General features: G+C 61.9%; 15 protein-coding genes. 8 read left to right on the top strand and 7 right to left on the bottom strand.

Annotation, left to right across the window (positions count from 1 at the left end):
• Positions 1–4 precede the first annotated feature (4 nt).
• Positions 5–3,685 carry a DUF6543 domain-containing protein gene (locus M5C56_RS09055; protein ID WP_247263104.1) on the bottom strand — a complete coding sequence of 1,227 codons (3,681 nt, stop codon included), beginning with the start codon at positions 3,683–3,685 and terminating at the stop codon, positions 5–7.
• A 251-nt stretch (positions 3,686–3,936) separates the two neighbouring features.
• On the opposite strand from M5C56_RS09055, the gene M5C56_RS09050 reads away from it, so the two are divergent.
• Complete coding sequence (locus M5C56_RS09050; protein ID WP_103495682.1) at positions 3,937–6,240, top strand: YgiQ family radical SAM protein; 2,304 nt, start codon at positions 3,937–3,939, stop codon at positions 6,238–6,240.
• Between the two features lie 135 nt (positions 6,241–6,375).
• Here M5C56_RS09050 and M5C56_RS09045 read toward each other — a convergent pair whose 3' ends face one another.
• Positions 6,376–7,755: an ATP-binding protein gene (locus M5C56_RS09045; protein ID WP_103495660.1), complete on the bottom strand. Its 1,380-nt coding sequence runs from the start codon at positions 7,753–7,755 to the stop codon at positions 6,376–6,378.
• A 316-nt stretch (positions 7,756–8,071) separates the two neighbouring features.
• Here M5C56_RS09045 and M5C56_RS09040 point away from each other — a divergent pair, with 316 nt between their 5' ends.
• The 5 genes from M5C56_RS09040 to M5C56_RS09020 all read left to right on the top strand — a co-directional run bounded on the left by M5C56_RS09040 (position 8,072) and on the right by M5C56_RS09020 (position 16,394).
• A complete protein-coding gene (locus tag M5C56_RS09040; protein ID WP_103495661.1) occupies positions 8,072–8,992 on the top strand; it encodes an NAD synthetase in 921 nt (306 codons plus the stop codon).
• Positions 8,992–9,450 (top strand): hypothetical protein, encoded by a 459-nt coding sequence (locus M5C56_RS09035; protein ID WP_103495662.1) that lies wholly within the window; start codon positions 8,992–8,994, stop codon positions 9,448–9,450. Before M5C56_RS09040 ends, M5C56_RS09035 begins: the two co-directional genes overlap by 1 nt.
• A gap of 182 nt (positions 9,451–9,632) precedes the next feature.
• The gene (locus M5C56_RS09030; RefSeq protein ID WP_103495663.1) at positions 9,633–12,908 is read left to right on the top strand and encodes a transglutaminase family protein; all 3,276 of its coding nucleotides are present in this window, start codon (positions 9,633–9,635) and stop codon (positions 12,906–12,908) included.
• 88 nt (positions 12,909–12,996) lie between these two features.
• Positions 12,997–15,483, top strand: a complete 2,487-nt coding sequence (locus tag M5C56_RS09025) for a circularly permuted type 2 ATP-grasp protein (protein WP_103495664.1) — start codon at positions 12,997–12,999, stop codon at positions 15,481–15,483.
• Positions 15,483–16,394: a transglutaminase family protein gene (locus M5C56_RS09020; protein WP_103495665.1), complete on the top strand. Its 912-nt coding sequence runs from the start codon at positions 15,483–15,485 to the stop codon at positions 16,392–16,394. The genes M5C56_RS09025 and M5C56_RS09020 overlap by 1 nt, the downstream gene beginning before the upstream one ends.
• Before the next feature lie 168 nt (positions 16,395–16,562).
• On the opposite strand, the gene M5C56_RS09015 is transcribed toward M5C56_RS09020, so the two are convergent.
• Positions 16,563–16,739 (bottom strand): hypothetical protein, encoded by a 177-nt coding sequence (locus M5C56_RS09015; RefSeq protein ID WP_177144542.1) that lies wholly within the window; start codon positions 16,737–16,739, stop codon positions 16,563–16,565.
• Between the two features lie 419 nt (positions 16,740–17,158).
• Here M5C56_RS09015 and azu point away from each other — a divergent pair, with 419 nt between their 5' ends.
• A complete protein-coding gene (azu, locus tag M5C56_RS09010; RefSeq protein ID WP_103495666.1) occupies positions 17,159–17,605 on the top strand; it encodes an azurin in 447 nt (148 codons plus the stop codon).
• Positions 17,606–17,632: 27 nt separating this feature from the next.
• Here the strand turns inward: azu and M5C56_RS09005 are convergent, their stop codons facing one another.
• The 4 genes from M5C56_RS09005 to M5C56_RS08990 form a co-directional block, all read right to left on the bottom strand.
• Positions 17,633–18,328, bottom strand: a complete 696-nt coding sequence (locus M5C56_RS09005) for a hypothetical protein (RefSeq protein ID WP_103495667.1) — start codon at positions 18,326–18,328, stop codon at positions 17,633–17,635.
• A gap of 112 nt (positions 18,329–18,440) precedes the next feature.
• Positions 18,441–19,268, bottom strand: coding sequence for an ammonia-dependent NAD(+) synthetase (nadE, locus tag M5C56_RS09000; RefSeq protein WP_103495668.1), 828 nt, complete (start codon positions 19,266–19,268; stop codon positions 18,441–18,443).
• A 59-nt stretch (positions 19,269–19,327) separates the two neighbouring features.
• The gene (pncB, locus tag M5C56_RS08995; protein ID WP_103495669.1) at positions 19,328–20,527 is read right to left on the bottom strand and encodes a nicotinate phosphoribosyltransferase; all 1,200 of its coding nucleotides are present in this window, start codon (positions 20,525–20,527) and stop codon (positions 19,328–19,330) included.
• Positions 20,528–20,766: 239 nt separating this feature from the next.
• A complete protein-coding gene (locus M5C56_RS08990; RefSeq protein WP_103495683.1) occupies positions 20,767–21,672 on the bottom strand; it encodes a LysR family transcriptional regulator in 906 nt (301 codons plus the stop codon).
• A 164-nt stretch (positions 21,673–21,836) separates the two neighbouring features.
• Between M5C56_RS08990 and M5C56_RS08985 the strand changes: the two genes are divergently transcribed.
• Complete coding sequence (locus M5C56_RS08985) at positions 21,837–23,327, top strand: aldehyde dehydrogenase family protein (protein WP_103495670.1); 1,491 nt, start codon at positions 21,837–21,839, stop codon at positions 23,325–23,327.
• Positions 23,328–23,335 lie beyond the last annotated feature (8 nt).

The following is a 23,335-nucleotide window of genomic DNA, read 5'->3' as shown; positions in this document are numbered from 1 at the left end:
CGGCTCATTCCTGGCTTGACGGTGGCTGGCTGGGGCTTGGGGTTTCCAGGCTCGTCTCGGGCGCGGCGAAGGTGATGCGTGTCCCCGCTTCGCTATAACCGTAATTCCAGCGCAGCTCTTCATCGGCGGGAACGTCCCGGGTGGTAAAAAAACCGCTCAGGACGAAGGGTTCCAGGCGTCCCTCGGCGATCTCCACATCGACGGGGAAGGTTGCCCCTTCGACGTTGTAGCCGCTGCCGGCTTGCCGGACCGGGAGGCGGCCCTCGTATTCGAAAATGGAATTGATGCGCGAAATGATGTTGTCCCCCGTCAGCACCAGCCGGTCCCATGTCGGCTTGTCGGGAAGGGGGCCGGGCAGCACATCGATCACGAACGGATCCCGGCGGGCATTGCTGACGTGAAACGGGATGAAGTTACCGCCATACACGCCGATGGCCTCCCCGGCTCTCAACGGCTTTCTGGCCACCACCATGGCTTGGCCGATCATGCTGCTTTCCTGGGGAAACTTGGCATCTTCCGCGGTGAACTGCCGCAGCAGCAGCTTCTCCTCGTAGAGCTGGGCAACCGCTTCATGATTCTCCCATTTCAAGTACGGCAGGATATCCTTGGCCTGGTAACGCACTCCCGAGTCGGTGATTTCGCTCATGTGCTGGATTTTTCTGATGCGCAGCGGATTACCCGACAGGTCCCGCAAGGGATAGCGGCCATTGTTCACGCGGTCATACTCGCCCATCCGGTTGGGCTGGCGCTGATAGGACTTGATGGCTTTCATGCGCAGCAGGTCTTCGCGGGTGAAGGGCTCTGGTTTGACGTACTCAAGTGCCGACACCATGGTCGTTTCACTCTCCACAAGCTGGATCTTGCTGTGTCCCGGACCTGGGGCACCGCCTTTCAAGCCGATGGAGGTGTTGATTTCCCAGTGCCCGTCCCTGCGCCGCAGCACCGGGCGATAAAAGCGAAAAGGGTTGCGGGCGTCGATCAGTTTCCAGCCAAGAGCTGAAGGCTCGACCTGGTAATAGCGCTCGCCTTCCTCGATGTAGTGTCGGGAGAAGGCTCCCCGATACAGGTCGTCGCCCAGCGCCGTCAGGTCGCTCGGTGGCGTTTTCTGCGCGAAGTGAGTATCCAGTGGGCGGCCGGGTCGGTAAGGCGGTGAGATCGGGGAGGCCGGAATCCGCCGTACGCTCGTCGGCGAAGCCCCCAACTGAGTGATTTTTTGAATCAGCGATTGCTTGAGGGGGCGGGTTCGATTCGCGCCGCTGAAGCCCAGGTTGTCGAGTTCGGTTTCGGGTAGGGCGTGCCCGATGGCCGAGTAGAGGTCGCTCGGTGCCAGGATCTGCTTGCCGTCGGCATCGTAGACTCGATAACGCGAGTCTTCACGGAGCAGGCGCCTGACGGTCGCTGCGGAGTCGTTCCCGACACTGGCGATCGGCGGGTCGGCCAGTGTGTCCGAATACAGCTCCAGGCGAACGTCGCCTGACCAACCCGGTAGGGCTTCAAGGGTCTGGAACGCCAGTTGGTCCGAGGCCGGGTTGAATGTCGTGTGCAGATAAAGGCCTTCATGAAGTCGGGCGGTATCCACGTTCTGCATGGAGAGCTCGGCTTCGTTTTTCAGATAGGACAGCAGGCTTTTCTGGTTCAGGATTTGTCGGGCTTCGACTGGGTTGATTGATTTTTCCAGGGCTTGCACATAGCTTTTGGGCAGGTTCGGAAAGTCCTGTCGGATCTGCTCGGGCAACGGTCCTTCGACCTGTTCGCTCTGTTGATAAAGGTCCTCGAATTGTTCCGGTGTATGTTGCTCGGCAGTAAAGGAAAGGGCCGGGCTGTCGTTGTTCGGGGGGCTTCCCTGCAATCGCTGATGCTGGATTTGCCGGTCGAGCTGGAAGCGTTTCACGGTATCGATCAATTGCGCCGGCGGCGCCTGGTTCTCGCGATGAAGTTCAAGCAACAGGTTCGAATCGCTTGCGCTGGCGTGCAGGATCGGCGCCAGGTCTTCGGGCGGGGTGCCTGCTGCGCCCGGCCCCAATCGTCTGAGCCGCTTCAGGTCGCTCCAGTCTTGGGGTTTTTCATGCAGGGTACGCCAGGCCCCGCTGCCGTTTTGCAACAAGGGCGGTGAATACGCCCAGGGGTCGTCGGGGTGTCGAATCGACCATCCGGACGGGGGCGCGACAGTGCCGACCTCATAGAGTTGTTCATCCAGCGATAGATAGTGCTTGCCTTGATGGTGATACAGGCCCTGTTCATCGGGGAGCAGCGTTTCAGGGAGTTCAAGGGATTGGCGATAGGGGCCCAGGTCCGCTTTCCACAAGGCAAAGCGGTTGGACGACAGCTTGACCGGCAGCAGCGAGTTGACGAAACGCCCGGCCTTGACGGCACCCGCGCTGGCGCCCATGAACGCGACCTGTTCGGCGACGTCCATCAGGTAGTTGAGTGCTTCCACCTTTTCGTCGCGCCTCCAGGCGTCGAATCCTTGATAGGCCTCCTTGATCAGTTGTGCCCCCGTGAAGATCAGCAGGACGTCGCCTATCACGGGGATGAACGAGGCCGCGAGGAGCAAGGCACTGAGGCCGGCCTTTGCGTAGGCCGCCCGCAGTTCTTGACGGGCTTGGGTATCGATATCCGCAGTGGGGACCACAACCTCCCGCCCATGTCGCTCGATCTGTCGCACGCGCTGGTCGCGCAGGCTTTTGAACACGTTGCCTTTGATGGGGTGCAGCGCCAGAAACACAGGCTCGGCCCACGGAATGGGACCGGTCTTCGGCGCCCATTTTTGCCGCAGGGCCCGTCCGATCATCTGGTCGAGCAGCTTTCCCTGATGGCTGAGCGGGAGGAATCGTGAAAAGAACTGCCGGTAGCCGGGCGACAGCAGCCTGCGGTTCAGTTCGTCTTCAAAATCCTTGATTGAGCCGTAGCGTGCCAGGGGGCGGATCGGGTCCTGGGGTATGTAGACGGTGCACGGACTTGTCCCGTCTTCGGCGTCCAGGCCGATCACCAGCACCTCGCTGACGTCCATGCCGAGGAACTCGAGCTGCGAGCAGGGTTGGGTGCCATAGCGGACAACATAACGATCGTGCAGTACGTCGAGCAGTGCCCGCTGGCAGGCTGTCGAGATCTCTTGCTGGATGACGGCCAGGTGTATCGCTACGGCGAAGGCGTCCTTGTAACTTTTGATCAGGACATCCTGGGTGGTGCCGTCGACAGTGCCGTCGGGTTGGGTGGGCACCGCAAGAATGGAGCGCAGGTGAATCTGATACAGGCTGCCGAAGTCCAGGTTGCGACAGACCAGGGCGAACTCCTCGGGTTTGATCGGGGGTTTGCCGTCTCGGGCCCCTGGTGTCAGGTAAATCCCCGAGCCGGCACCGAAGGCGTCGGCGCTGGTCAGCGATTCGTCGAAATTGTGCAGGGCCGCGGACAGCAGTGTTTGCTCGGTGGTCGTGCCCTGGACCGATATCAATCCGAAGAAATAGTCGTTTTTATGCTCGTGAACAAAAGTCGCCTGCTCGACATCCAGGGTGAGTTGGAAATTGACGGTGATGGCGTGCTCCAGCAACGGTTTGACGAATTGCACGGGCGATTGCAGTTTGGCCATCATCTGCCGGACTTCATGTCGGGAATTGCTGCTGGCTATCAGGCTCTGGCGCAAGGCGTCGCGTTGTTCGCGGGAAGCCAGGAGCAGCCAGGGGGGCAAATGATCTTTGATCACCTCGAAATGAGACTGTTGGTTCGGGAGCGGGGGAGGGGATGGAATCATGACGGTAGCCTTGCCGGGTTTTTGAGGCTCCAGCTAACGACAAGGTGGATGTATGGCTGCACTAGATAGTTGTCGGCCTGTGCTCGGCGGATGGGCGCGGGTAAAACCCGACGGTTATCGTCGGACTTGATCAAAATTTGTGCTATATTCCGCGCCCGCGAATTTTCATCTCGACACCGGTCATCGCCATGCAAGCAGCCAAGCCGTTATTTGACTATCCCAAGTACTGGGCCGAATGTTTCGGGCCCGCGCCCTTCCTGCCCATGAGCCGGGAAGAGATGGATCAGCTTGGCTGGGACTCCTGCGACATCATCATCGTCACCGGTGACGCCTACGTTGACCATCCGTCCTTCGGCATGGCGATCATCGGCCGGCTGCTGGAGTCCCAGGGCTTCCGCGTCGGGATCATTGCCCAGCCGAACTGGCAGTCCAAGGACGACTTCATGAAGCTCGGCGAGCCGAACCTGTTCTTCGGGGTCGCGGCCGGCAACATGGACTCGATGATCAACCGCTACACCGCCGACAAGAAAATCCGCTCCGACGACGCCTACACGCCAGGCGGCCTGGCCGGTAAACGTCCGGATCGCGCCAGCCTGGTCTACAGCCAGCGCTGCAAGGAAGCCTACAAGCATGTGCCGATCGTCCTCGGCGGCATCGAGGCTTCGCTGCGCCGGATCGCCCACTACGACTACTGGCAGGACCGCGTGCGCAACTCGATCCTGATCGACGCCAGCGCCGATATCCTGCTCTACGGCAACGCCGAGCGGGCGATTGTCGAAGTCGCCCAGCGCCTGTCCTACGGCCACAAGATCGAAGACATCACCGATGTGCGCGGCACCGCGTTCATCCGTCGCGACACGCCGGCGGGCTGGTACGAAGTCGATTCCACGCGCATCGACCGGCCGGGCAAGGTCGACAAGATCATCAACCCGTACGTCAACACCCAGGACACCCAGGCCTGCGCCATCGAGCAGGAAAAGGGTCCGGTTGAAGACCCGCAGGAAGCCAAGGTCGTGCAGATCCTGGCCAGCCCGCGCATGACCCGCGACAAGACCGTGATCCGCCTGCCGTCGGTGGAAAAGGTCCGTGGCGACGCGGTGCTCTATGCCCACGCCAACCGCGTGCTGCACCTGGAAACCAACCCGGGCAACGCCCGTGCGCTGGTGCAGAAGCATGGCGATGTGGACGTCTGGTTCAACCCGCCGCCCATTCCGATGACCACGGAAGAAATGGACTACGTGTTCGGCATGCCTTATCAGCGTGTCCCGCACCCGGCGTATGGCAAGGAGAAGATCCCGGCCTACGACATGATCCGGTTCTCGGTAAATATCATGCGTGGCTGCTTCGGCGGCTGTACCTTCTGCTCCATTACCGAGCACGAAGGGCGGATCATCCAGAACCGTTCCGAAGAATCGATCATTCGCGAGATCGAAGAGATCCGCGACAAGGTGCCGGGTTTTACCGGGGTGATTTCCGACCTCGGCGGTCCGACCGCGAACATGTACCGCATTGCCTGCAAGAGCCCGGAAATCGAATCCGCGTGCCGCAAGCCGTCGTGCGTGTTCCCTGGCATCTGCCCGAACCTGAATACCGACCACTCGTCGTTGATCCAGTTGTATCGCAGCGCTCGCGCGTTGCCAGGTGTGAAGAAGATCCTGATCGCTTCCGGCCTGCGCTACGACCTCGCGGTCGAGTCGCCGGAGTATGTCAAGGAACTGGTGACCCACCACGTCGGCGGCTACCTGAAGATCGCCCCGGAGCATACCGAGGAAGGTCCGCTCAACCAGATGATGAAGCCGGGCATCGGCAGCTATGACAAGTTCAAGCGCATGTTCGAGAAGTACTCCAAGGAAGCCGGGAAAGAGCAGTACCTGATTCCGTACTTCATTGCCGCGCACCCGGGCACCACCGACGAAGACATGATGAACCTGGCGCTGTGGCTCAAGGGCAACGGCTTCCGGGCTGACCAGGTGCAGGCGTTCTATCCGTCGCCGATGGCCACCGCCACGGCCATGTACCACTCGGGCAAGAACCCGTTGCGCAAGGTCACCTACAAGAGCGACGCGGTGACCATCGTCAAGAGCGAGGAGCAGCGCCGGTTGCACAAGGCGTTCCTGCGCTACCACGATCCGAAGGGCTGGCCGATGCTGCGCGAGGCGTTGCAGCGCATGGGCCGTGGCGACCTGATCGGGCCGGGCAAGGACCAGTTGATTCCGCTGCACCAGCCGGCGACCGACAGCTACCAGAGCGCGCGCCGGAAGAACTCGACACCGGCCGGCAGCCACAAGGTGGCGAAGGACACGACCACCAAGATCCTCACCCAGCACACCGGCCTGCCGCCCCGTGGCAGCGATGGCGGCAATGCCTGGGACAAACGCGAACAGGCCAAGGCCGCCGCGTTTGCCCGCAACCAGCAAGCCGCCAAGGAGCGTTCCGACGCAGCCAAGGGCAAAGGCAAGAAGCCGACCCGCAAGCCGGTGGTGCCGCGCTGAGGCGCTAGCTTCAAACGCTAAGTGAAATACAAAACGCCAGCATCGCGCTGGCGTTTTGCTGTGTGTTCAACGTGGTTTTTTCGACAGCATCAGGTCACAGGAGCCTGTGTTCCACGTTAGCTTTGCCGGTATTGATTATTTGAGCACTTCCCAGTATCCGCTTTTAGTTGGGCCTACATGTCGGATAGTCCCGGATACCCGAAGCTTGTTCAGATGATATTTGACCCCATCAGAGCTCAGTCCGAGCTGCCTTGCCAGTTCGTAGCGGGTAGCGGCAGGTTGCTGGCGCAATAGCTCTACAATTTTCTCTCGCACCGTCCCCGGACGAACTTCTTGGGTAGTTTCTTGGGTAGTTTCTTGGGTAGTTTCTTGGGTGGTCAGCGCAGCATCTACTCGGTTCGCTGCCAGTTGTACCGGATCGGCTCGGAAAGTGAGCATCAGTCCAGACAAACCGTCATCGAATAGAGGTGGCGGAATACCGTGTTTGCGACACTCACTGAGGATCTTTTCGATCCCCCGTCCCCAGGACTCCACATAGCCAGCGCGGAAAAATGCTGACGCCAGAAGTGGATTGAATGGATGGGACGGATGTTTCGCCAGCAGTTGCTCCTGCGTCCAGCGATCCGGCAATTGGCCTGGGTTCCAGATCACGATTTGATGTTCATAGACGCTTATCTGGATTGGGATGCCGCTGGCGTAATCTTTGTGGATCACCGCGTTGAGCAGAGCTTCACGCAAGGCTTGCAAAGGGAACAGATATCGCTCCACGCGCTGGATACCTTCGTAACGGATATACGCCTTGAGGTATTTGCTGTGCAGTAGTTCCAGGGTCTTTTCCACTTGGCTGAACAAGTCGCCGTGGATTTCGTCCTGATAGCGCAAATCGTCGTCGGTGATGAAAAAACCGAGTTTGATATAGGCACCAGGTACGAAGCGCTCGGGCTGAGTGCCAAACAGGAGCGCGGTCGCCCGCTTCAGGTATTGGCCTTCTTCCAGTTGCAGGCTGGCGAGCAAGACGATGTCACTGTCTCCAAGCACGGCTTCATCCACCCGCCCACTCTTGGCGGCTCTGGCACGGAACCCTTGAAACGCGGTGGCTTGGCAGTCGTCGAGAGTCAGGCCCGGTAGAGGCACGCCATCCCAGTGCAGGCCCTGTTTGCGCAGTAGAAAGCGCGATAACGCAGGGCCTTTCAACTCCTGCTTGGTACTACCGCTGCGGTAGTGGTATTCACCCTTGTAACTGACTGGGCTGGGATAGGCCGGCACCACAATTTCCAATAGGTCTTTACCTGCCTCTTCACGCAGATTCACATCTACCATGATGCCGAGTACGTCGCGGACCTTATTGGGAATATCCTCCAGCAGGCGGGCGGCATCGGCCAGACCGACGGGGTTTCCAGAGTCGCTGCGCCCAATTTCCAGCACTCCGCCCTCGGCATTGGCGAAACCGCATATCCACTTCAGATAATCGTCTCGCCACGTGGCCTTCCATTCCCGCTGTTGGTGTTCACTCATGCCAATCGAATCCTTCCTGTGAGGAGTGCCTTGATTGGCCGCGTCATAATCGAGGTTCCTGAGCCGACCATCGTTGCCCACCTTTATCGTGAAGGCCGTAAGAATATCATCGCGCCCATATGGAATATGCCTCGACCTTGTCAGCGGATTTCTCTACGTCAACCTGCGAGCCCTCAGGAGAGCGTCGCGAGTTTCGAAGTCCTCGTTGAAAGCCGGGCGTTAGCTTGGTGCTGGCGTTTTGGTTTCTATCGGAGACCTGTTCCGTTTGCTAAGGTGCGGCGAATTTCCCAGCGCTCGATTCAAGGATGAACACTGCATGAGCAACCCGCTCCCTGGCATCGGCATGGATTCCAGCCCCTCGCAATTCCTCGCCCGCCAACGCATCGAAAGCCAGATCAACCTGCCGAAGCTCTTTGCGGCGATTGATGCCGACCCTGGCATCGTCGGGGCCGGCGTGGTCTATATCGACGCCGACTTCAACGTCGTCACCCTGCGCGAATTCCAGCCGATCTGCAGTATCCAGCCCAAGCGCATCATCCTGCGCGAGGCGCAGAAGTACATCGCGCCGGTGCAGTTTGCCCAGCAGGTGCAGGACAATCCCCGTGAGTCGCGTCTGGTCGGAGAAGCGATCAATACCACCTTGTCCTGCGCGGGGGCGGTGATCGGCTGGGTGGTGGTGTTGAGTGGCTCGGTGGCGGTTCCCTTTTCGGCCGGGGCCAGTTCGGTGGTGGTTGCCATTGGCTACACCGCAGCCGTCGCCAGTACCGCGCAATGCGCCATCGGGGGATACCGAACGGTCAACGAAGCGGTCAATCCTGCGCGCAATGACAATCTGGATAGCGAGGCCTGGTATCAGTACACCTCGATAGCCCTGGATGCTGCTTCGTTGATGGGGGTTGGGGCATCATCCCTGACGACCCTCAAGCTGGTACGCATGACCAAGGCCACCACCGGCAAGACCGTTCGTGAGGTGCTGCGCGGGCTTAACCGTCAGGAGCGTTCGAAGTTGACCAAGGAACTGTTGAGTATCAACGATCCCAGGCTGACCCCGAAAATGCTCAAGTTGAAACAGCTGGCCGGCGAGTTGCCCAAGCGTTTCACGCCCACGGAGATCAAACATGCCACAGTGACCCAGATCAAGGACTCCCTGGGGGCCGCCATTGGACTGACTGGCAGCGCCTTGTCCGGCAACGTGAAAACCATCGCCGTCGGGCTTTACGAGGAGATCGAGGAATAATGGAAGATCTGAGCCTGCCGCGTTTCTTGGCACACTACTTCCCCACCTTCATCGGCGGGATTTTTGCGGCGTTGATCTCCGTCTCCTGTGGCGTGCCGCTGGTGGGTGACCACTTTTTCCCTGACTCCTCGTTAGGCGAGCAGGCGACCGGCATGTTTATCGCGGTCGTGGCACTGGCATTGGTGGTGGTTCACTGCAATTTCATGATTGTACGCGGTCGTCCTCAATGGGTTCGGGGACTGGTTCTGTTATTCGCGCTTTGTTTTTTGAGTGTGTTGCCGACCATCGAGTCTCACCCTCATCGAGTCATTTACGGATTGGCTGTCTTTGCACCGCTTATTGGCCTGCTGCTGCTCAACAGCAAGCGCCACCGCGAAATGCGCAGCAAGCTCGTCGATATTCGCCACCAACGCGAAGCCCTGAAAAATGCCCTGAAGGCCCGGCGCAAACCACGCTGAGAACGTCGTTCGACCATTCGCCCCGTTTCTGTGCGACTCTCTGCACTACGCCCTCAAGCTGGCGCCATTCTGGTGCTGTGCTTAGCTGAGCGAGCACGACTCACGCCGAAAGCGCAGGACTTGGCCAAGTGGCATAAGTCTTGCGCGCACAGGTATAAGCCCAGGCTCGCAGGAGGCACGCCGTGTCGATCCATGTCGTATTGCACCATGTCACGCATTACCGCTATGAACGCGCCATCGAGCTCGGTCCGCAGATCGTTCGCCTGCGTCCGGCGGCCCACAGTCGCACGCGGATTTTGTCCTATGCGCTGAAGGTCCAGCCCGAGCAGCATTTCATCAACTGGCAACAGGACCCCCAGGGCAACTACCTGGCGCGGCTGGTGTTCCCGGAAAAAACCACGGAACTGCGTATCGAGGTCGACCTGGTCGCCGAGATGGCGGTGTTCAACCCGTTCGACTTTTTCCTCGAGCCCTACGCCGAGAAAATCCCGTTCACCTACGCCGCCGATGAAAAGCACGAGCTGTCGCCCTATCTGGAAAAGCTGCCGCTGACGCCCAAGTTCCAGGCCTACCTGGACGGCATCGACCGCACGCCGTTGCCCAGCGTGGACTTCCTCGTGGCCCTCAACCAGCGCCTGAGCGAAGACATCGGCTACCTGATCCGCATGGAGCCGGGCGTGCAGACGCCCGAGCAGACCCTCGTCAACGCCTCCGGCTCCTGCCGCGACTCGGCCTGGTTGTTGGTGCAACTGCTGCGTCACCTGGGGCTGGCGGCGCGTTTTGTCTCCGGCTACCTGATCCAGCTCACCGCCGATGTGAAAGCCCTCGACGGCCCATCCGGCACCGAGGTCGACTTCACCGACCTGCACGCCTGGTGCGAAGTCTATCTGCCGGGTGCCGGCTGGATCGGCCTGGACGCCACTTCCGGGCTGTTCGCCGGGGAAGGGCATATTCCGTTGGCCTGTAGTCCCGATCCGTCGTCAGCGGCGCCAATCAGTGGCCTGGTGGAACCTTGCGAGTGCGAGTTCAGCCATGAAATGTCGGTGGAGCGGATCTGGGAGGCGCCGCGCGTCACCAAGCCCTACACCGAGGAGCAATGGCTGGCGATCCAGGCCCTGGGCCGACAAATTGATGCCGATCTGCTCGAAGGTGATGTGCGCCTGACCATGGGCGGCGAGCCGACCTTCGTCTCCATCGACGATCCCGACGGCGCCGAGTGGAACACCGCCGCCCTGGGCCCGGACAAACGCCGGCTGTCCGCCGAACTGTTCCAGCGCATGCGCAAGCGGTATGCCCCGCAAGGCCTGGTGCATTTCGGCCAGGGCAAGTGGTATCCGGGCGAACAGCTGCCGCGCTGGTCGCTCAACAGCTACTGGCGCCGCGATGGCGTGCCGATCTGGCATAACGACGCACTGATCGCCGATGAGCAGGAAGATTACGGTGCCGACGGCGAAATGGCCGGGCGTTTCCTGGCGAGTGTTGCCGAGCGTCTGAAACTGCCGAGCCGCTTCGTGTTCCCGGCCTACGAGGATAATTTCTACTACCTGTGGCGCGAGGGGCAGTTGCCGATCAACGTCACGGCCACGGACCCACGACTGGATGACGAGCTGGAGCGCGCGCGGCTGCGCAAGGTGTTCTCCCAGGGCCTGGACAAGGTCATCGGCCAGGTGCTGCCGCTGGCCCGCACCGCCGCCAATGACCATTGGCAGAGCGGGCGCTGGTACCTGCGGGACAGCCATTGCCGGCTGGTACCGGGGGATTCGCCGCTGGGTTATCGCCTGCCGCTGGCGTCCCAGCCTTGGGTGACGGCGGCGGAATATCCCTTCGTGCACCCGACCGATCCGAACCAGGATCTGCCCGAGTTGCCGGACACCGCCGCCCTCAAGGTCCACGGCGAGCCCGTGGTCAGCGAAGAGCGGGTGCCGAAGATCGACGAGTCCGCCGCCTGGCTGACCCGCACCGCCTTGTGCGCCGAAGCCCGGGGCGGGCGCCTGTACCTGTTCATGCCACCGCTGGAGCGGGTCGAAGACTATCTGGAGTTGGTCAGCGCCATTGAGGCCACCGCCGAGGAGCTGCATTGCCCGGTGTTGCTGGAAGGCTACGAGCCACCCCACGATGCGCGTCTGGCAAACTTCCGGATCACCCCGGACCCGGGCGTGATCGAGGTCAATGTACAGCCGTCCGCCACCTGGGACGAGTTGGTGGAACGCACCGAGTTCCTCTATGAGGAGGCGCGCCAGACCCGCCTGACCACCGAGAAATTCATGATCGACGGGCGCCATACCGGCACCGGCGGCGGCAACCATTTTGTTCTCGGCGGCGCCACGCCGGCGGACTCGCCGTTCCTGCGCCGTCCCGACCTGCTGCGCAGCCTGATCAGCTATTGGCACAATCACCCGTCGCTGTCCTACCTGTTCTCCGGACTGTTTATCGGCCCGACCTCCCAGGCACCACGGGTGGACGAAGCGCGCAACGACTCGCTGTACGAACTGGAAATCGCCTTCGCCCAGATGCCGCAACCGGGTGAGGAATGCCCGCCCTGGTTGGTGGATCGGCTGTTGCGCAACCTGCTGATCGACGTGACCGGCAACACCCACCGTGCCGAGTTCTGCATCGACAAGCTCTATTCGCCGGATGGTGCGACGGGCCGCCTGGGCCTGCTGGAACTGCGCGCCTTTGAAATGCCGCCCCACGCGCGCATGAGCCTGACCCAGCAACTGCTGCTGCGGGCGCTGGTGGCGCGGTTCTGGCGCGAGCCCTATGCACCGCCCAAGCTGGCGCGCTGGGGCACCGAACTGCACGACCGCTTCCTGTTGCCGCACTTTATCGAACAGGACTTCGCCGATGTGATTGTCGATCTCAACGCCGCCGGTTATCCCCTGCGCGCCGAGTGGTTCGCCGCACACCTGGAGTTCCGTTTCCCGAAAGTCGGCGATTACGCGGTCAACGGCATCGAGCTGGAAGTGCGCCAGGCCCTCGAACCCTGGCATGTGCTGGGTGAGGAGGGCGCGGTCGGCGGCACGGTGCGTTATGTGGATTCGTCCCTGGAGCGCCTGCAGGTCAAGTTGAGCGGCCTGGCGCCGCAACGCTATCTGCTGACCTGCAACGGCGTGGCGGTCCCGCTGCAACCCACCGGGCGGGTCGGCGAATTTGTCGCCGGCGTGCGTTATCGCGCCTGGCAACCGGCCAACTGCCTGCAACCGACCATCCCGGTCCATGCGCCGTTGGTGTTCGACCTGCTCGACACCTGGATGCATCGCTCCCTGGGCGGTTGCCAGTACCATGTCGCCCACCCGGGCGGGCGCAACTATGAGACCTTGCCGGTGAACGCCAACGAAGCGGAAAGCCGGCGCATGGCGCGGTTCTTCCGCCTCGGCCACAGTCCTGGCACGCTGCCGGTTCCGACGTTGAAGATCAACGACGAACTGCCGATGACATTGGACTTGCGACACACATAAATCTGACAGGGCGCACGGAGTTTTCGCGTATCCGTGCGCCATCTGTCTGCGTTAACCTTGATTGCCCTTGCCGTCTGCCGAGCTTTCCATGCCCGACCTGCTTGACCGCTACCCGCTGACACCGGGGACCTATCACGAACTGCTGGACGACGGCGGCGCCGTGCGTGCGCATTGGCGGCCGCTGATCGACCAGCTGCAACGCAGCACGCCCGTACAACTGGCTCAGCGCCAGGCCTTGTTGGCCCGGCAGATCCAGGAAAACGGCGTGACCTACAACGTCTATGCCGACCCCAAGGGCGCCGACCGGCCCTGGGAGCTCGATCTGTTGCCGCATATCATCCCCGCTGACGAATGGCAGCGGGTGGCGGCGGGCATTGCCCAGCGCGCGCGACTGTTGAACGCGGTGCTGGCCGATCTCTATGGCCCGCAAACCCTGATTCGCGACGGCCTGCTGCCCGCCGAGCTGGTCTTCGGCCACAACAATTTCCTCTGGCCGTGCCAGGGCATCCAGCCACCGGCGGGGACCTTCCTGCACATGTTCGCCGTGGACCTGGCGCGCACGCCGGACGGTCGCTGGTGGGTCACGGCGGATCGGACCCAGGCGCCCTCCGGGGCCGGTTATGCCCTGGAAAACCGCACCATCGTGTCGCGGGCCTTTCCCGATCTTTACCGCGACTTGCGGGTACATCACCTGGCCGGGTTCTTCCGCACCCTGCAGGAAACCCTGGTACGCCAGGCGCCGAGCGATGCCGAGGCGCCGCTGGTAGTGTTGCTGACCCCGGGACGTTTCAACGAAAGCTATTTCGAACACCTCTACCTGGCGCGCCAACTGGGCTATCCGCTGGTGGAAGGCGGCGACCTGACGGTGCGCGACGCCACGGTCTACCTCAAGACTTTGAGCGGCTTGCAGCGGGTGCACGCGATCATGCGCCGGCTCGACGACGACTTCTGCGATCCGCTGGAGCTGCGCACCGACTCGGCCCTCGGCGTGCCCGGCCTGATGGAGGCGGTGCGCCAGGGCCGGGTGCTGGTGGCCAATGCCCTGGGCAGCGGCGTGCTGGAGTCCCCCGGTCTGCTGGGCTTCCTGCCGAAAATCAACCAGCACCTGTTCGGTGAAGAACTGATCCTGCCGTCCATTGCCACCTGGTGGTGCGGTGAGCCGCCGGTGCTGGCCCAGGCCCTGGAAAAACTGCCTGAGCTGTTGATCAAGCCGGCGTTCCCGTCCCAGAGTTTTGTCCCGGTGTTCGGCCGCGACCTCGATGACGAGCAGCGCCAGGCCCTGGCCGAGCGCATACGCGCACGGCCTTACGCCTATGTCGCCCAGGAGTTGGCGCAGTTGTCCCAGGCGCCGATCTGGCAAGCCGAGGAGGGTGCCTTGCAACCGAGGGCTATCGGCATGCGCGTGTACGCTGTTGCCAGCGCCGAGGGTTATCGGGTGTTGCCCGGTGGCCTGACGCGGGTGGCTGCCGACGCTGACGCCGAGGTGGTGTCGATGCAGCGCGGCGGTGCGAGCAAGGACACCTGGGTGCTCAGCGAACGCACGCCCAGCGGTGAGCAATGGCGCACCCAGCGTTCCCTTGGGGTCCGTGACCTGGTGCGACGCGATCCCTATCTGCCGTCGCGGGTGGTGGAAAACCTGTTCTGGTTCGGCCGCTACTGTGAGCGTTGTGATGACAGCGCGCGGTTGTTGCGGATCATGCTGGCGCGTTATGTCGACGGCGATGATCCCCAGGCCCTGCAGGCGGCGGTGGAGCTTGGCGAAAGCCTGATGCTGCTGCCGGACGAGGGCGAATTGCCCGAGCGCCTGCTGGCGGCCCTGCTCGGCGACGACTGGCCGTTCAGCCTGCGCTCCAACTTGCAGCGCTTGCAGTGGGCGGCGTCCCAGGTGCGCGGCAAGCTGTCGCGGGAAAACTGGCAGGCGCTGGTGGAGTTGCAGCGCGAAGCCCTGAGCCTGGAAAGCGAAGACCCGAACTTCGGCGAGCTGCTGGACTTCCTCAACCGCCTGGTCATGTCCCTGGCGGCCTTGTCCGGTTTTGCCCTGGACGATATGACCCGCGACGAGGGCTGGCGTTTCCTGATGATCGGTCGGCGCATCGAGCGCCTGCAGTTTCTCAGCAGCAGCCTGGCGGCCTTCCTGCGCGGCATCGCGGTGTTCGATCAGGCCGGGCTGGAGTGGTTGCTGGAGCTGGGCAACAGCAGCATCACCTATCGCTCGCGCTATCTGGCGGTGCCGCAACTGATCCCGGTGCTCGACCTTTTGCTGCTGGATGAGCAGAACCCCCATGCGGTGCTGTTCCAGCTGAAACTGGTGAGCCGCACCTTGCGCCGTTTGAACGATGACTTCGGCGTCCCACGGGAGTTGGGGCTGAACCAGTTGGTCGAGCGCCTGGGGCGTTTCGATCTCGGCAACCTGGAAGGCGCCTTGTTCGGCGAGACCGGCGTGCGCGATGTGCTCGACGGCCTGGCCGAGCTGTTGCAGGAAGTCGCCGATGCCAGCGGCCAGGTCTCCGATCGCCTGGCCTTGCGGCATTTTGCCCATGTCGACGATGTCAGCCAGCAGACGGTGTCCGTGTGATGAGTGCCCTCTACCAGATTTTCCACGATACCCACTATCACTACGACAGCCCGGTGTCCCTGGCCCAGCAACTCGCCCACCTGTGGCCGCGGGCTTGTGACTGGCAAGTGTGCAGCGAGCAGATGTTGAAGATCAGCCCCGAGCCCACCAGCCGCCGGGATGAGCTCGATGTGTTCGGCAATCCCTTGACCCGGCTGGCGTTCGAGCGGCCCCATGACGAGTTGCTGGTCAATGCCTGGCTGAATGTCGAGGTGCTGGCGCGGCCGGCGGTGGACTTCAATTTGTCCGCCGCCTGGGATGACACACGCAACGCCCTGACCTACAGCGGCCAGGTATTGAATCCGGAAACTCTCGAAGCCTGCCGTTATCGTTTCGAATCGCCCTACGTGCATCTGAAGAAAAGCTTCGTCGAGTTTTCCGAGAGCTGTTTCCCGCTCGGGCGTCCGTTGCTGGTGGGTGTCCAGGCGTTGATGGAGAAGATTTTCAGCGAGTTCACCTTCGATGCCGAGGCGACCCAGGTCGCCACGCCGCTGGTGGAGGTGCTGGAGCGGCGGCGCGGGGTCTGCCAGGACTTCGCCCACCTGATGCTCGCCTGCCTGCGCTCGCGGGGCCTGGCGGCGCGTTATGTCAGCGGCTACCTGCTGACCCAGCCACCGCCCGGCCAGCCGCGGCTGATCGGTGCCGATGCCTCCCATGCCTGGGTGTCGGTGTTCTGTCCGGTGTCGGGCTGGGTGGATTTCGATCCGACCAACAATGTGCAGCCGGCCCTGGAGCACATCACCCTGGCCTGGGGCCGGGATTTCTCCGATGTGTCGCCGTTGCGCGGGGTGATTCTGGGGGGCGGCAACCATGACCCGGAAGTCCAGGTGACGGTGATGCCGATGGGGGATGTGGGGCGGTCGGTCAGCTAAGCCGGATATGACTTCGAAAACGCTACGGAACCTGTGGGAGCAGAGCTTGCTCGCGAAGCTTTTGGCGGTTTTGAGGGCCTTTTCGCGGGCAAGCCCGGCTCCTACAGTTTGGCGTCGAGCGCGGGTTTTGCGTACGCCCTGAATCTGTAGGAGCAGAGCCCGGTGCAATCAGGCGTTCGGGGTCGGATCCTGTGCCTCGGTTTCTTCGCCTTCCGCTTCGGGGTTCAACAAGGCCGCGGCCTCTTCTTCGGCGGTGGTTTTCTTGCGCTGCAGCTTTTCCTCTTTCTTCTGCTCTTTGGCCAGGTCGCGTTGACGTTTGGCAAAGGAGTAATTGGGTTTGGCCATGGGCGATCCTCTGGGGTCGAAGGTGAGGTTGAGCGGCGCGTATTCTGCCTGTGTTCGTGGCGCAGCACACGAAACAATGGTTTTTCGCGACAGGCTGACCCCAGAGTAAAGGCTGGCAGGCGACTCTCCAAGGATTAAACCTCGCGCGACGGCCTTTCAAAGGTACCGCTGGCCCCGCAGGCGTAAGCGGCGAGCAAGCTTTGCAACAGGCTGTTAATTGACATGGTAGACGCTCCGTTGGCTGAGAACGTCCTAATGTTAGAGGGCGCCAGTTCGTCTGGCTGGTTGATTGTATCCATCGAAGCGATAGCATAGGATTGTATACAATCTGTTGATGCAGATCAGGAGAACTGAGCCATATTTTGGTTATTCTCCCCATTTGAGCCCTTGATTTTCATACCCTGCCTTGGAGATTCACCATGTTCGCCAAAGTTGTTGCGGTATCCCTGCTGGCCCTCGCCAGTGGCCAGTTGCTTGCCGCCGAATGTAAGGTCGATGTCGACTCCACCGATCAGATGTCCTACACCGTCAAGGAAATCAACATCGACAAGAGCTGCAAGACCTTTACCGTGAACCTGAGCCATTCCGGCAGCCTGCCGAAGAACGTCATGGGCCATAACTGGGTACTGAGCAAGGCCTCCGACATGGCCGCGATCGCGTCTGAAGGCATGGGTGCCGGGATCGACAAGAACTACCTGAAAGACGGCGACACCCGCATCATCGCCCACACCAAGATCATCGGTGCCGGTGAAAAAGACTCGGTCACCTTCGACGTGTCAAAACTGACCGCTGGTGAGGACTACGAGTTCTTCTGCTCGTTCCCGGGCCACAACTCGATCATGAAGGGCAAGCTCGCGGTCAAGTAACCCGTGCCGCAACCCTGGCTCCAGCGGTCAGGGTTGATCCTTCATCTTGAGATTCAGGCGAATACGTTTGCCTTGCAGGTCCTCCAGGCTCAGGGTTCCGCCGAGCCTGGAGGGTTTGCGATTGCCGCCGATCACCCGCCCCTGATCGTCCAGCGCATGGCAGGTGAGTACCTGGCCCGGCCCGAAGAGGGCGTCGGGGTCGGTAATCTCCCAATCGCACAAGCCCTCATACTGTTTCTCTCCCGAACTCGGAAAGCCCGACACCCCCGGCCGCAGGTTGTCGCGCACGGCAATCGAGCCGCCATGGGTGATGCTGCGGTTCAGGTTGTCAGGTCCGTAGAACGCCTCGGTCTCGAAGTCCACTTCACTCAGATACAGTTTGCAGTCAGGCAATTCGTAGCCCAGGGGCACCTTGAAGTCGGAGCTGCGGGGCGTGTCGGCGAGGGCGGTATTGAAATGCAGCACCGGCGGTTGATAGGGGCAGCCGGTCTGGTTGGCTTGCGGGATGTAGTGCGCATTGGCGCGCAAGGCGATTTGCGCCGGCATCTGGGCGATCAGCAGAAAATGCGCGGCGCTGGGCTGGCCGGCCGCCTGCTTGTCCGGCGTACTGGCGGCGGTGGCAACCCAGCAGACCACCCCGAGCGCGCCGAGCAGCGGAAAAAACCAGGGGTGCCGGAACACGGGTTGCGCGTGCAACTTGGGGTATTTGCGATTGAGCAACATCGGGTGGGGCCCTGCCAACAACAAGATGCGGCGAAGACTGCCCAGTGACCGATGTTGCCTCAAGTGCTAGGCGGAAAAATAGACGATTCCTACGACATTCCCGCCGAATAAATCACGGCGCAAATGGCATCTCACGCTTGTGATGGGTTTTTTCGTACGTCCGACAAATGATGTCGAAAGCTTCCTGGCGCACCGGCTCGCCGTGCAGGAAGGCGTCGATCTCGGCATAGGTCACGCCGTGGGAGGCTTCGTCGGGCTTGCCCGGTGCCAGGTCCTCGAGGTCGGCGGTGGGGATTTTCTCCACCAGGAACTCCGGCGCGCCGAAGTGCCGGGCGATGGCCCGGACCTGGTTTTTCACCAGGCCGCTCAACGGCGCCAGGTCGCAGGCGCCGTCACCGAACTTGGTGAAGAACCCCATCACCGCTTCCGCCGCGTGGTCGGTGCCGATCACCAGGCCATGGGCGGCGCCGGCGATGGTGTACTGCGCGACCATGCGCATGCGCGCCTTGGTATTGCCAAGGACGAAGTCCCGCGACACGGCGGCCTTGCCTTCGAAGGCGGCGACTTCGCCAGCCAGGGATTTGACCGCCGGGCCGATATTCACCGTGTGGCGTTCGTCGGGGGCGATAAAGTCCACCGAGGCCTGGGCTTCATGTTCGTCGAACTGGGTTTCGTACGGCAGGCGCACCGCAATGAAGCGGTAATCCAGGTTGCCGGTACGTTCGCGCAGTTCACGCATGGCGCGTTGGGCCAGCAGGCCGGCGGTCAATGAGTCGACACCGCCGCTGATACCCAGCACCAGGGTCTTGAGCCCGGAGTTCAGCAGGCAATCCTGGATAAAGGTGACCCGTCGCGCGACTTCGGCTTCGAGGGCGGCCTGGTCGGCGAACGGTGGCTGGACCTTGAGCTGTTCAGCAATTTGGCGCTGTACGGCTTGCATGATTCACTCCTTGCGGGATGGGGTCTGGAACAGGTTGATCGGTACCACTGGACGAGTTTCTAGCCGGGGACCTGGAACACATGGCGCAGGTAGGCCACGAAATTCGGGTCCTTGCACTGGGCCTTGCCCGGCTCGTCGGAGATCTTCGCCACGGGTTGGCCATTGCAGGCAGTCATTTTAAGCACGATGCTCATCGGTTCCACCCCTTCGATGTCGCAGGTGAGGTTGGTGCCGATGCCGAAGCTGACATTGATCCGACCGCGTAGCGCGCGAAATATCCCCAGGGCCTTGGGCAGGCTGAGGCTGTCGGAAAACACCAGGGTCTTGCTCATCGGGTCGATACCCAGCTGGTGATAACGATTGATGCATTTTTCGGCCCAGATCACCGGGTCGCCGGAATCATGGCGCAAACCGTCGAAGAGCTTGGCGAAGTACAGGTCGAAGTCCGTGAGGAAGGCATCGGTGGTGATGCAATCGGTCAGGGCGATGCCGAGCAGGCCGCGGTACTCGCGGACCCAGCAGTCGAGCGCGGCGATCTGGCTGTCGATCAGCCGTGGACCGAGTTGCTGGTGGGCCATGATCCACTCGTGGGCCATGGTGCCCAGGGGCTTCATGTCGAATTCGCGGGCCAGGTGCACGTTGCTGGTGCCGACGAAGCGTCCGGGGAAGTCGTGCTTGAGCACGCTGACCACTTCTTCCTGGACCCGGTAGGAGAAGCGCCGGCGGGTGCCGAAGTCGGCGACCTGCAGTTCCGCCAGTTCATCGGGGGAGGCATTGGCGTTCAGCCAGTCGAACTTGCGGTACAGCTGTTCGCGGGCCTGGCTCAGCAGGGTTTCCTGGTAGCGGTAGCGGTTGCGCACTTCGCTGACGATGGCCAGCAGCGGCACTTCGAACAGGATCACATGCAGCCACGGGCCGCGCAGGCGGATAAACAGCTCGCCGTTCTCGATCCCGGTGTGGATATAGCGCAGGTTGAAGCGGAACAGGCCGAGGAAGCGCAGGAAGTCCGGCTTGAGGAAGCTGATGCGTTCCAGGAAACCCAGCTGGTCGGCACTCAGGCTCAGTTCGGCGAGGCGTTCGACCTGGTAGCGGATTTCCGCCAGGTACGGGCGCAGGTCTTCACTGTTGCGGCAGCGGAAATCCCATTCGACTTCGACGTTGGGGTAGTTGTGCAGCACCGCCTGCATCATGGTCAGCTTGTAGAAGTCGGTGTCCAGCAGGTTCTGCACAATGCGATCGCCAAAGGCCTTATCGCTCATAACGGGTATCTCCATGCCGGTCGCGCGTTACAGCGGCGTCCTGGCAGTTCTTGAATGAAGACCGCTAGTGGCGCATATCCGTTGGCGGTTTTACCAGCGATTTTTGTTGCGGGTGCCGCCTCTTCGCGGGCAAGCTCCGCTCCCACAGGTTCCCGGTCGTGCGCAGAACTCAGGTACGACTCGAGACTGTGGGAGCGGAGCTTGCCCGCGAAGAGGCCCGAGAGGGCAGCGCAATACCCTCAAGGTTGCACGGGACTGTCGATCTGCTCCAGCATCCAACTGACAAAATCCCGCACCTTCGGCACCTCCGCCGAATGCTCCGGGTAGGCCAGGTAATAGGCGTCGTGGTTGGGCATCGCATGGGGCCAGGCGAGCACCAGCTTGCCCTCCATCAGTTCCTCCTCCACCAGGAACCTGGGCAGCAAGGCTACGCCGCAGCCGACCTGGGCTGCCCGGATACACATATAGAAGGTCTCGAAACGCGGCCCGTGGTAACTGTGTTCGGTGTGATACCCCTGGCTGTCGAACCAGTCGTGCCAGGCCTGGGGCCGCGAGGCGTTCTGCAGCAGGACCAGCTCGCTCAACTGCGTCGGATCGCTGAAGGGCTTCTCCGGCAGGCAGCCCGGCGCGCACACCGCCACCAGCTCTTCACCGAACAGCTTCACGCACTCGGTGCCCGGCCGCGAACCCTGGCCGAAATAGAACGCCAGGTCGCTGCGGCCCTGCAGCAGGTCGTCGGCTTCCTGTTCGTTGCACAGGTCCAGGTGGATATGCGGGTGACGCAGGCGCCAGCCCTTGAGCCGCGGCACCAGCCAGCGGGCGCCGAAGGTCGAGGGTGTGGACACCCGCAGGACTTCGGTTTCACCGCCGTAGGAACGCAGGTAGTGGGTCGACATCTCCACCTGTGTCAGGATTTTTCGGACTTCCACCAGGTACAGATCCCCGGCCGGCGTCAGTTGCAGGCGTCGCCGTACCCGGCGAAACAGCAGGTGCTGCAACAGTTCTTCCAGCTGCGCGACCTGTTTGCTCACGGCACTCTGGGTCAGGTTCAGCTCTTCTGCCGCGCGGGTGAAGCTCAGGTGGCGGGTGACGGCTTCGAAACATTGCAGGGCCGTGATCGAAGGCAGGTATCTTTTATTCAGCATGGACGGGCCTTTTTCTTCTGTCTTGCGCTGCATGAATAAATGGAATGATATCTCGCCTAATCGTCGTTTGTTGGCAAAGCTGAAGGCCGCTACAACTGAAGGTCTGAATCGTCGTGTTGTTTTCGACTGAAGCTTTCCGTTTTTCGCCTACAGGAGTGACCCCCATGGTTGCCGCATTGCTTGATCGTCTTGGTGTGGACCCGGCGCTGTATCAACAGGGCAAACAGCCCGTGCATTCGCCCATCGACGGCAGCCGCATCGCCGGCGTGAACTGGGAGGGCGCGGCTGAGGTCGAGCAGCAGGTCAGCCGTGCCGAGCACGCCTTCGACGCCTGGCGCAAGGTGCCGGCGCCGCGCCGTGGCGAGCTGGTGCGCCAGTTCGGTGAAGTGCTGCGCGAATTCAAGGCCGACCTCGGTGAGCTGGTTTCCTGGGAAGCCGGCAAGATCACCCAGGAAGGCCTGGGTGAAGTGCAGGAAATGATCGATATCTGCGACTTCGCCGTGGGCCTGTCGCGCCAGCTGTACGGCTTGACCATCGCCTCCGAGCGTCCGGGCCACCATATGCGTGAGTCCTGGCATCCCCTGGGTGTGGTCGGCGTGATCAGCGCCTTCAACTTCCCGGTCGCGGTCTGGGCCTGGAACACCACCCTGGCGCTGGTGTGCGGCAACTCGGTGATCTGGAAACCTTCGGAAAAGACCCCGCTGACCGCGCTGGCCTGCCAGGCCCTGTTCGAGCGCGTACTGAAAAACTTCAGCGATGCGCCCGAGTACCTGAGCCAGGTGATCATCGGTGGCCGCGACGCCGGTGCCGCCCTGGTCGATGACCCGCGTGTGGCGCTGATCAGCGCTACCGGCAGCACCCGCATGGGCCGCGAAGTGGCGCCGAAAGTGGCCGCGCGCTTTGCCCGCAGCATTCTCGAACTGGGCGGTAACAACGCCATGATCCTCGGCCCAAGCGCCGACCTGGACATGGCCGTACGGGCGATTCTGTTCAGCGCCGTTGGCACCGCCGGCCAGCGCTGCACCAGCTTGCGGCGTCTGATTGCCCATGAATCGGTCAAGGCGGAAATCGTCACCCGTTTGAAAGCGGCCTATTCCAAGGTCCGTATCGGTCATCCGCTGGAAGGCAACCTGGTCGGCCCGCTGATCGACAAGCAAAGCTTCGAGAACATGCAGGACGCCCTGGAGCAGGCCCTGAGCGAAGGCGGCCGGGTGTTCGGCGGCGAGCGCCAGTTGCAGGACAAATTCCCGAATGCCTATTACGTGTCGCCGGCCATCGTCGAGATGCCGGAGCAGAGCGAAGTGGTCTGCCACGAAACCTTTGCCCCGATTCTCTACGTGATCGGTTACACGGAGTTCGCCGAAGCCCTGCGTTTGAACAATGCGGTGCCACAAGGCCTGTCTTCGTGCATCTTCACCACCGATGTGCGCGAGGCCGAGCAGTTCATGTCGGCGGTGGGCAGCGACTGCGGCATTGCCAACGTCAACATCGGCCCGAGCGGTGCGGAGATCGGCGGCGCCTTTGGCGGCGAGAAGGAAACCGGTGGTGGTCGCGAGTCGGGTTCGGACGCCTGGCGCGGTTACATGCGCCGCCAGACCAATACCGTGAACTACTCGCTGGAATTGCCGCTGGCCCAGGGCATCACCTTCGACTGACGGGTTTC

Origin of the sequence: Pseudomonas sp. MWU13-2862, assembly GCF_023242495.1 — a bacterium.
Lineage (GTDB): Bacteria > Pseudomonadota > Gammaproteobacteria > Pseudomonadales > Pseudomonadaceae > Aquipseudomonas > Aquipseudomonas gingeri_D.
This window is presented reverse-complemented; position numbering and strand designations above follow the sequence as displayed.

Excerpts from the sequence above, each read along its gene's own strand:
- M5C56_RS09050 (WP_103495682.1), top strand. The coding sequence starts at position 3,937 with ATGCAAGCAGCCAAGCCGTTATTTGACTATCCCAAGTACTGGGCCGAA.
- M5C56_RS09045 (WP_103495660.1), bottom strand. The coding sequence starts at position 7,755 with ATGAGTGAACACCAACAGCGGGAATGGAAGGCCACGTGGCGAGACGAT.
- M5C56_RS09040 (WP_103495661.1), top strand. The coding sequence starts at position 8,072 with ATGAGCAACCCGCTCCCTGGCATCGGCATGGATTCCAGCCCCTCGCAA.
- M5C56_RS09035 (WP_103495662.1), top strand. The coding sequence starts at position 8,992 with ATGGAAGATCTGAGCCTGCCGCGTTTCTTGGCACACTACTTCCCCACC.
- M5C56_RS09025 (WP_103495664.1), top strand. The coding sequence starts at position 12,997 with ATGCCCGACCTGCTTGACCGCTACCCGCTGACACCGGGGACCTATCAC.
- M5C56_RS09020 (WP_103495665.1), top strand. The coding sequence starts at position 15,483 with ATGAGTGCCCTCTACCAGATTTTCCACGATACCCACTATCACTACGAC.
- M5C56_RS09015 (WP_177144542.1), bottom strand. The coding sequence starts at position 16,739 with ATGGCCAAACCCAATTACTCCTTTGCCAAACGTCAACGCGACCTGGCC.
- azu (WP_103495666.1), top strand. The coding sequence starts at position 17,159 with ATGTTCGCCAAAGTTGTTGCGGTATCCCTGCTGGCCCTCGCCAGTGGC.
- M5C56_RS09005 (WP_103495667.1), bottom strand. The coding sequence starts at position 18,328 with ATGTTGCTCAATCGCAAATACCCCAAGTTGCACGCGCAACCCGTGTTC.
- nadE (WP_103495668.1), bottom strand. The coding sequence starts at position 19,268 with ATGCAAGCCGTACAGCGCCAAATTGCTGAACAGCTCAAGGTCCAGCCA.
- pncB (WP_103495669.1), bottom strand. The coding sequence starts at position 20,527 with ATGAGCGATAAGGCCTTTGGCGATCGCATTGTGCAGAACCTGCTGGAC.
- M5C56_RS08990 (WP_103495683.1), bottom strand. The coding sequence starts at position 21,672 with ATGCTGAATAAAAGATACCTGCCTTCGATCACGGCCCTGCAATGTTTC.
- M5C56_RS08985 (WP_103495670.1), top strand. The coding sequence starts at position 21,837 with ATGGTTGCCGCATTGCTTGATCGTCTTGGTGTGGACCCGGCGCTGTAT.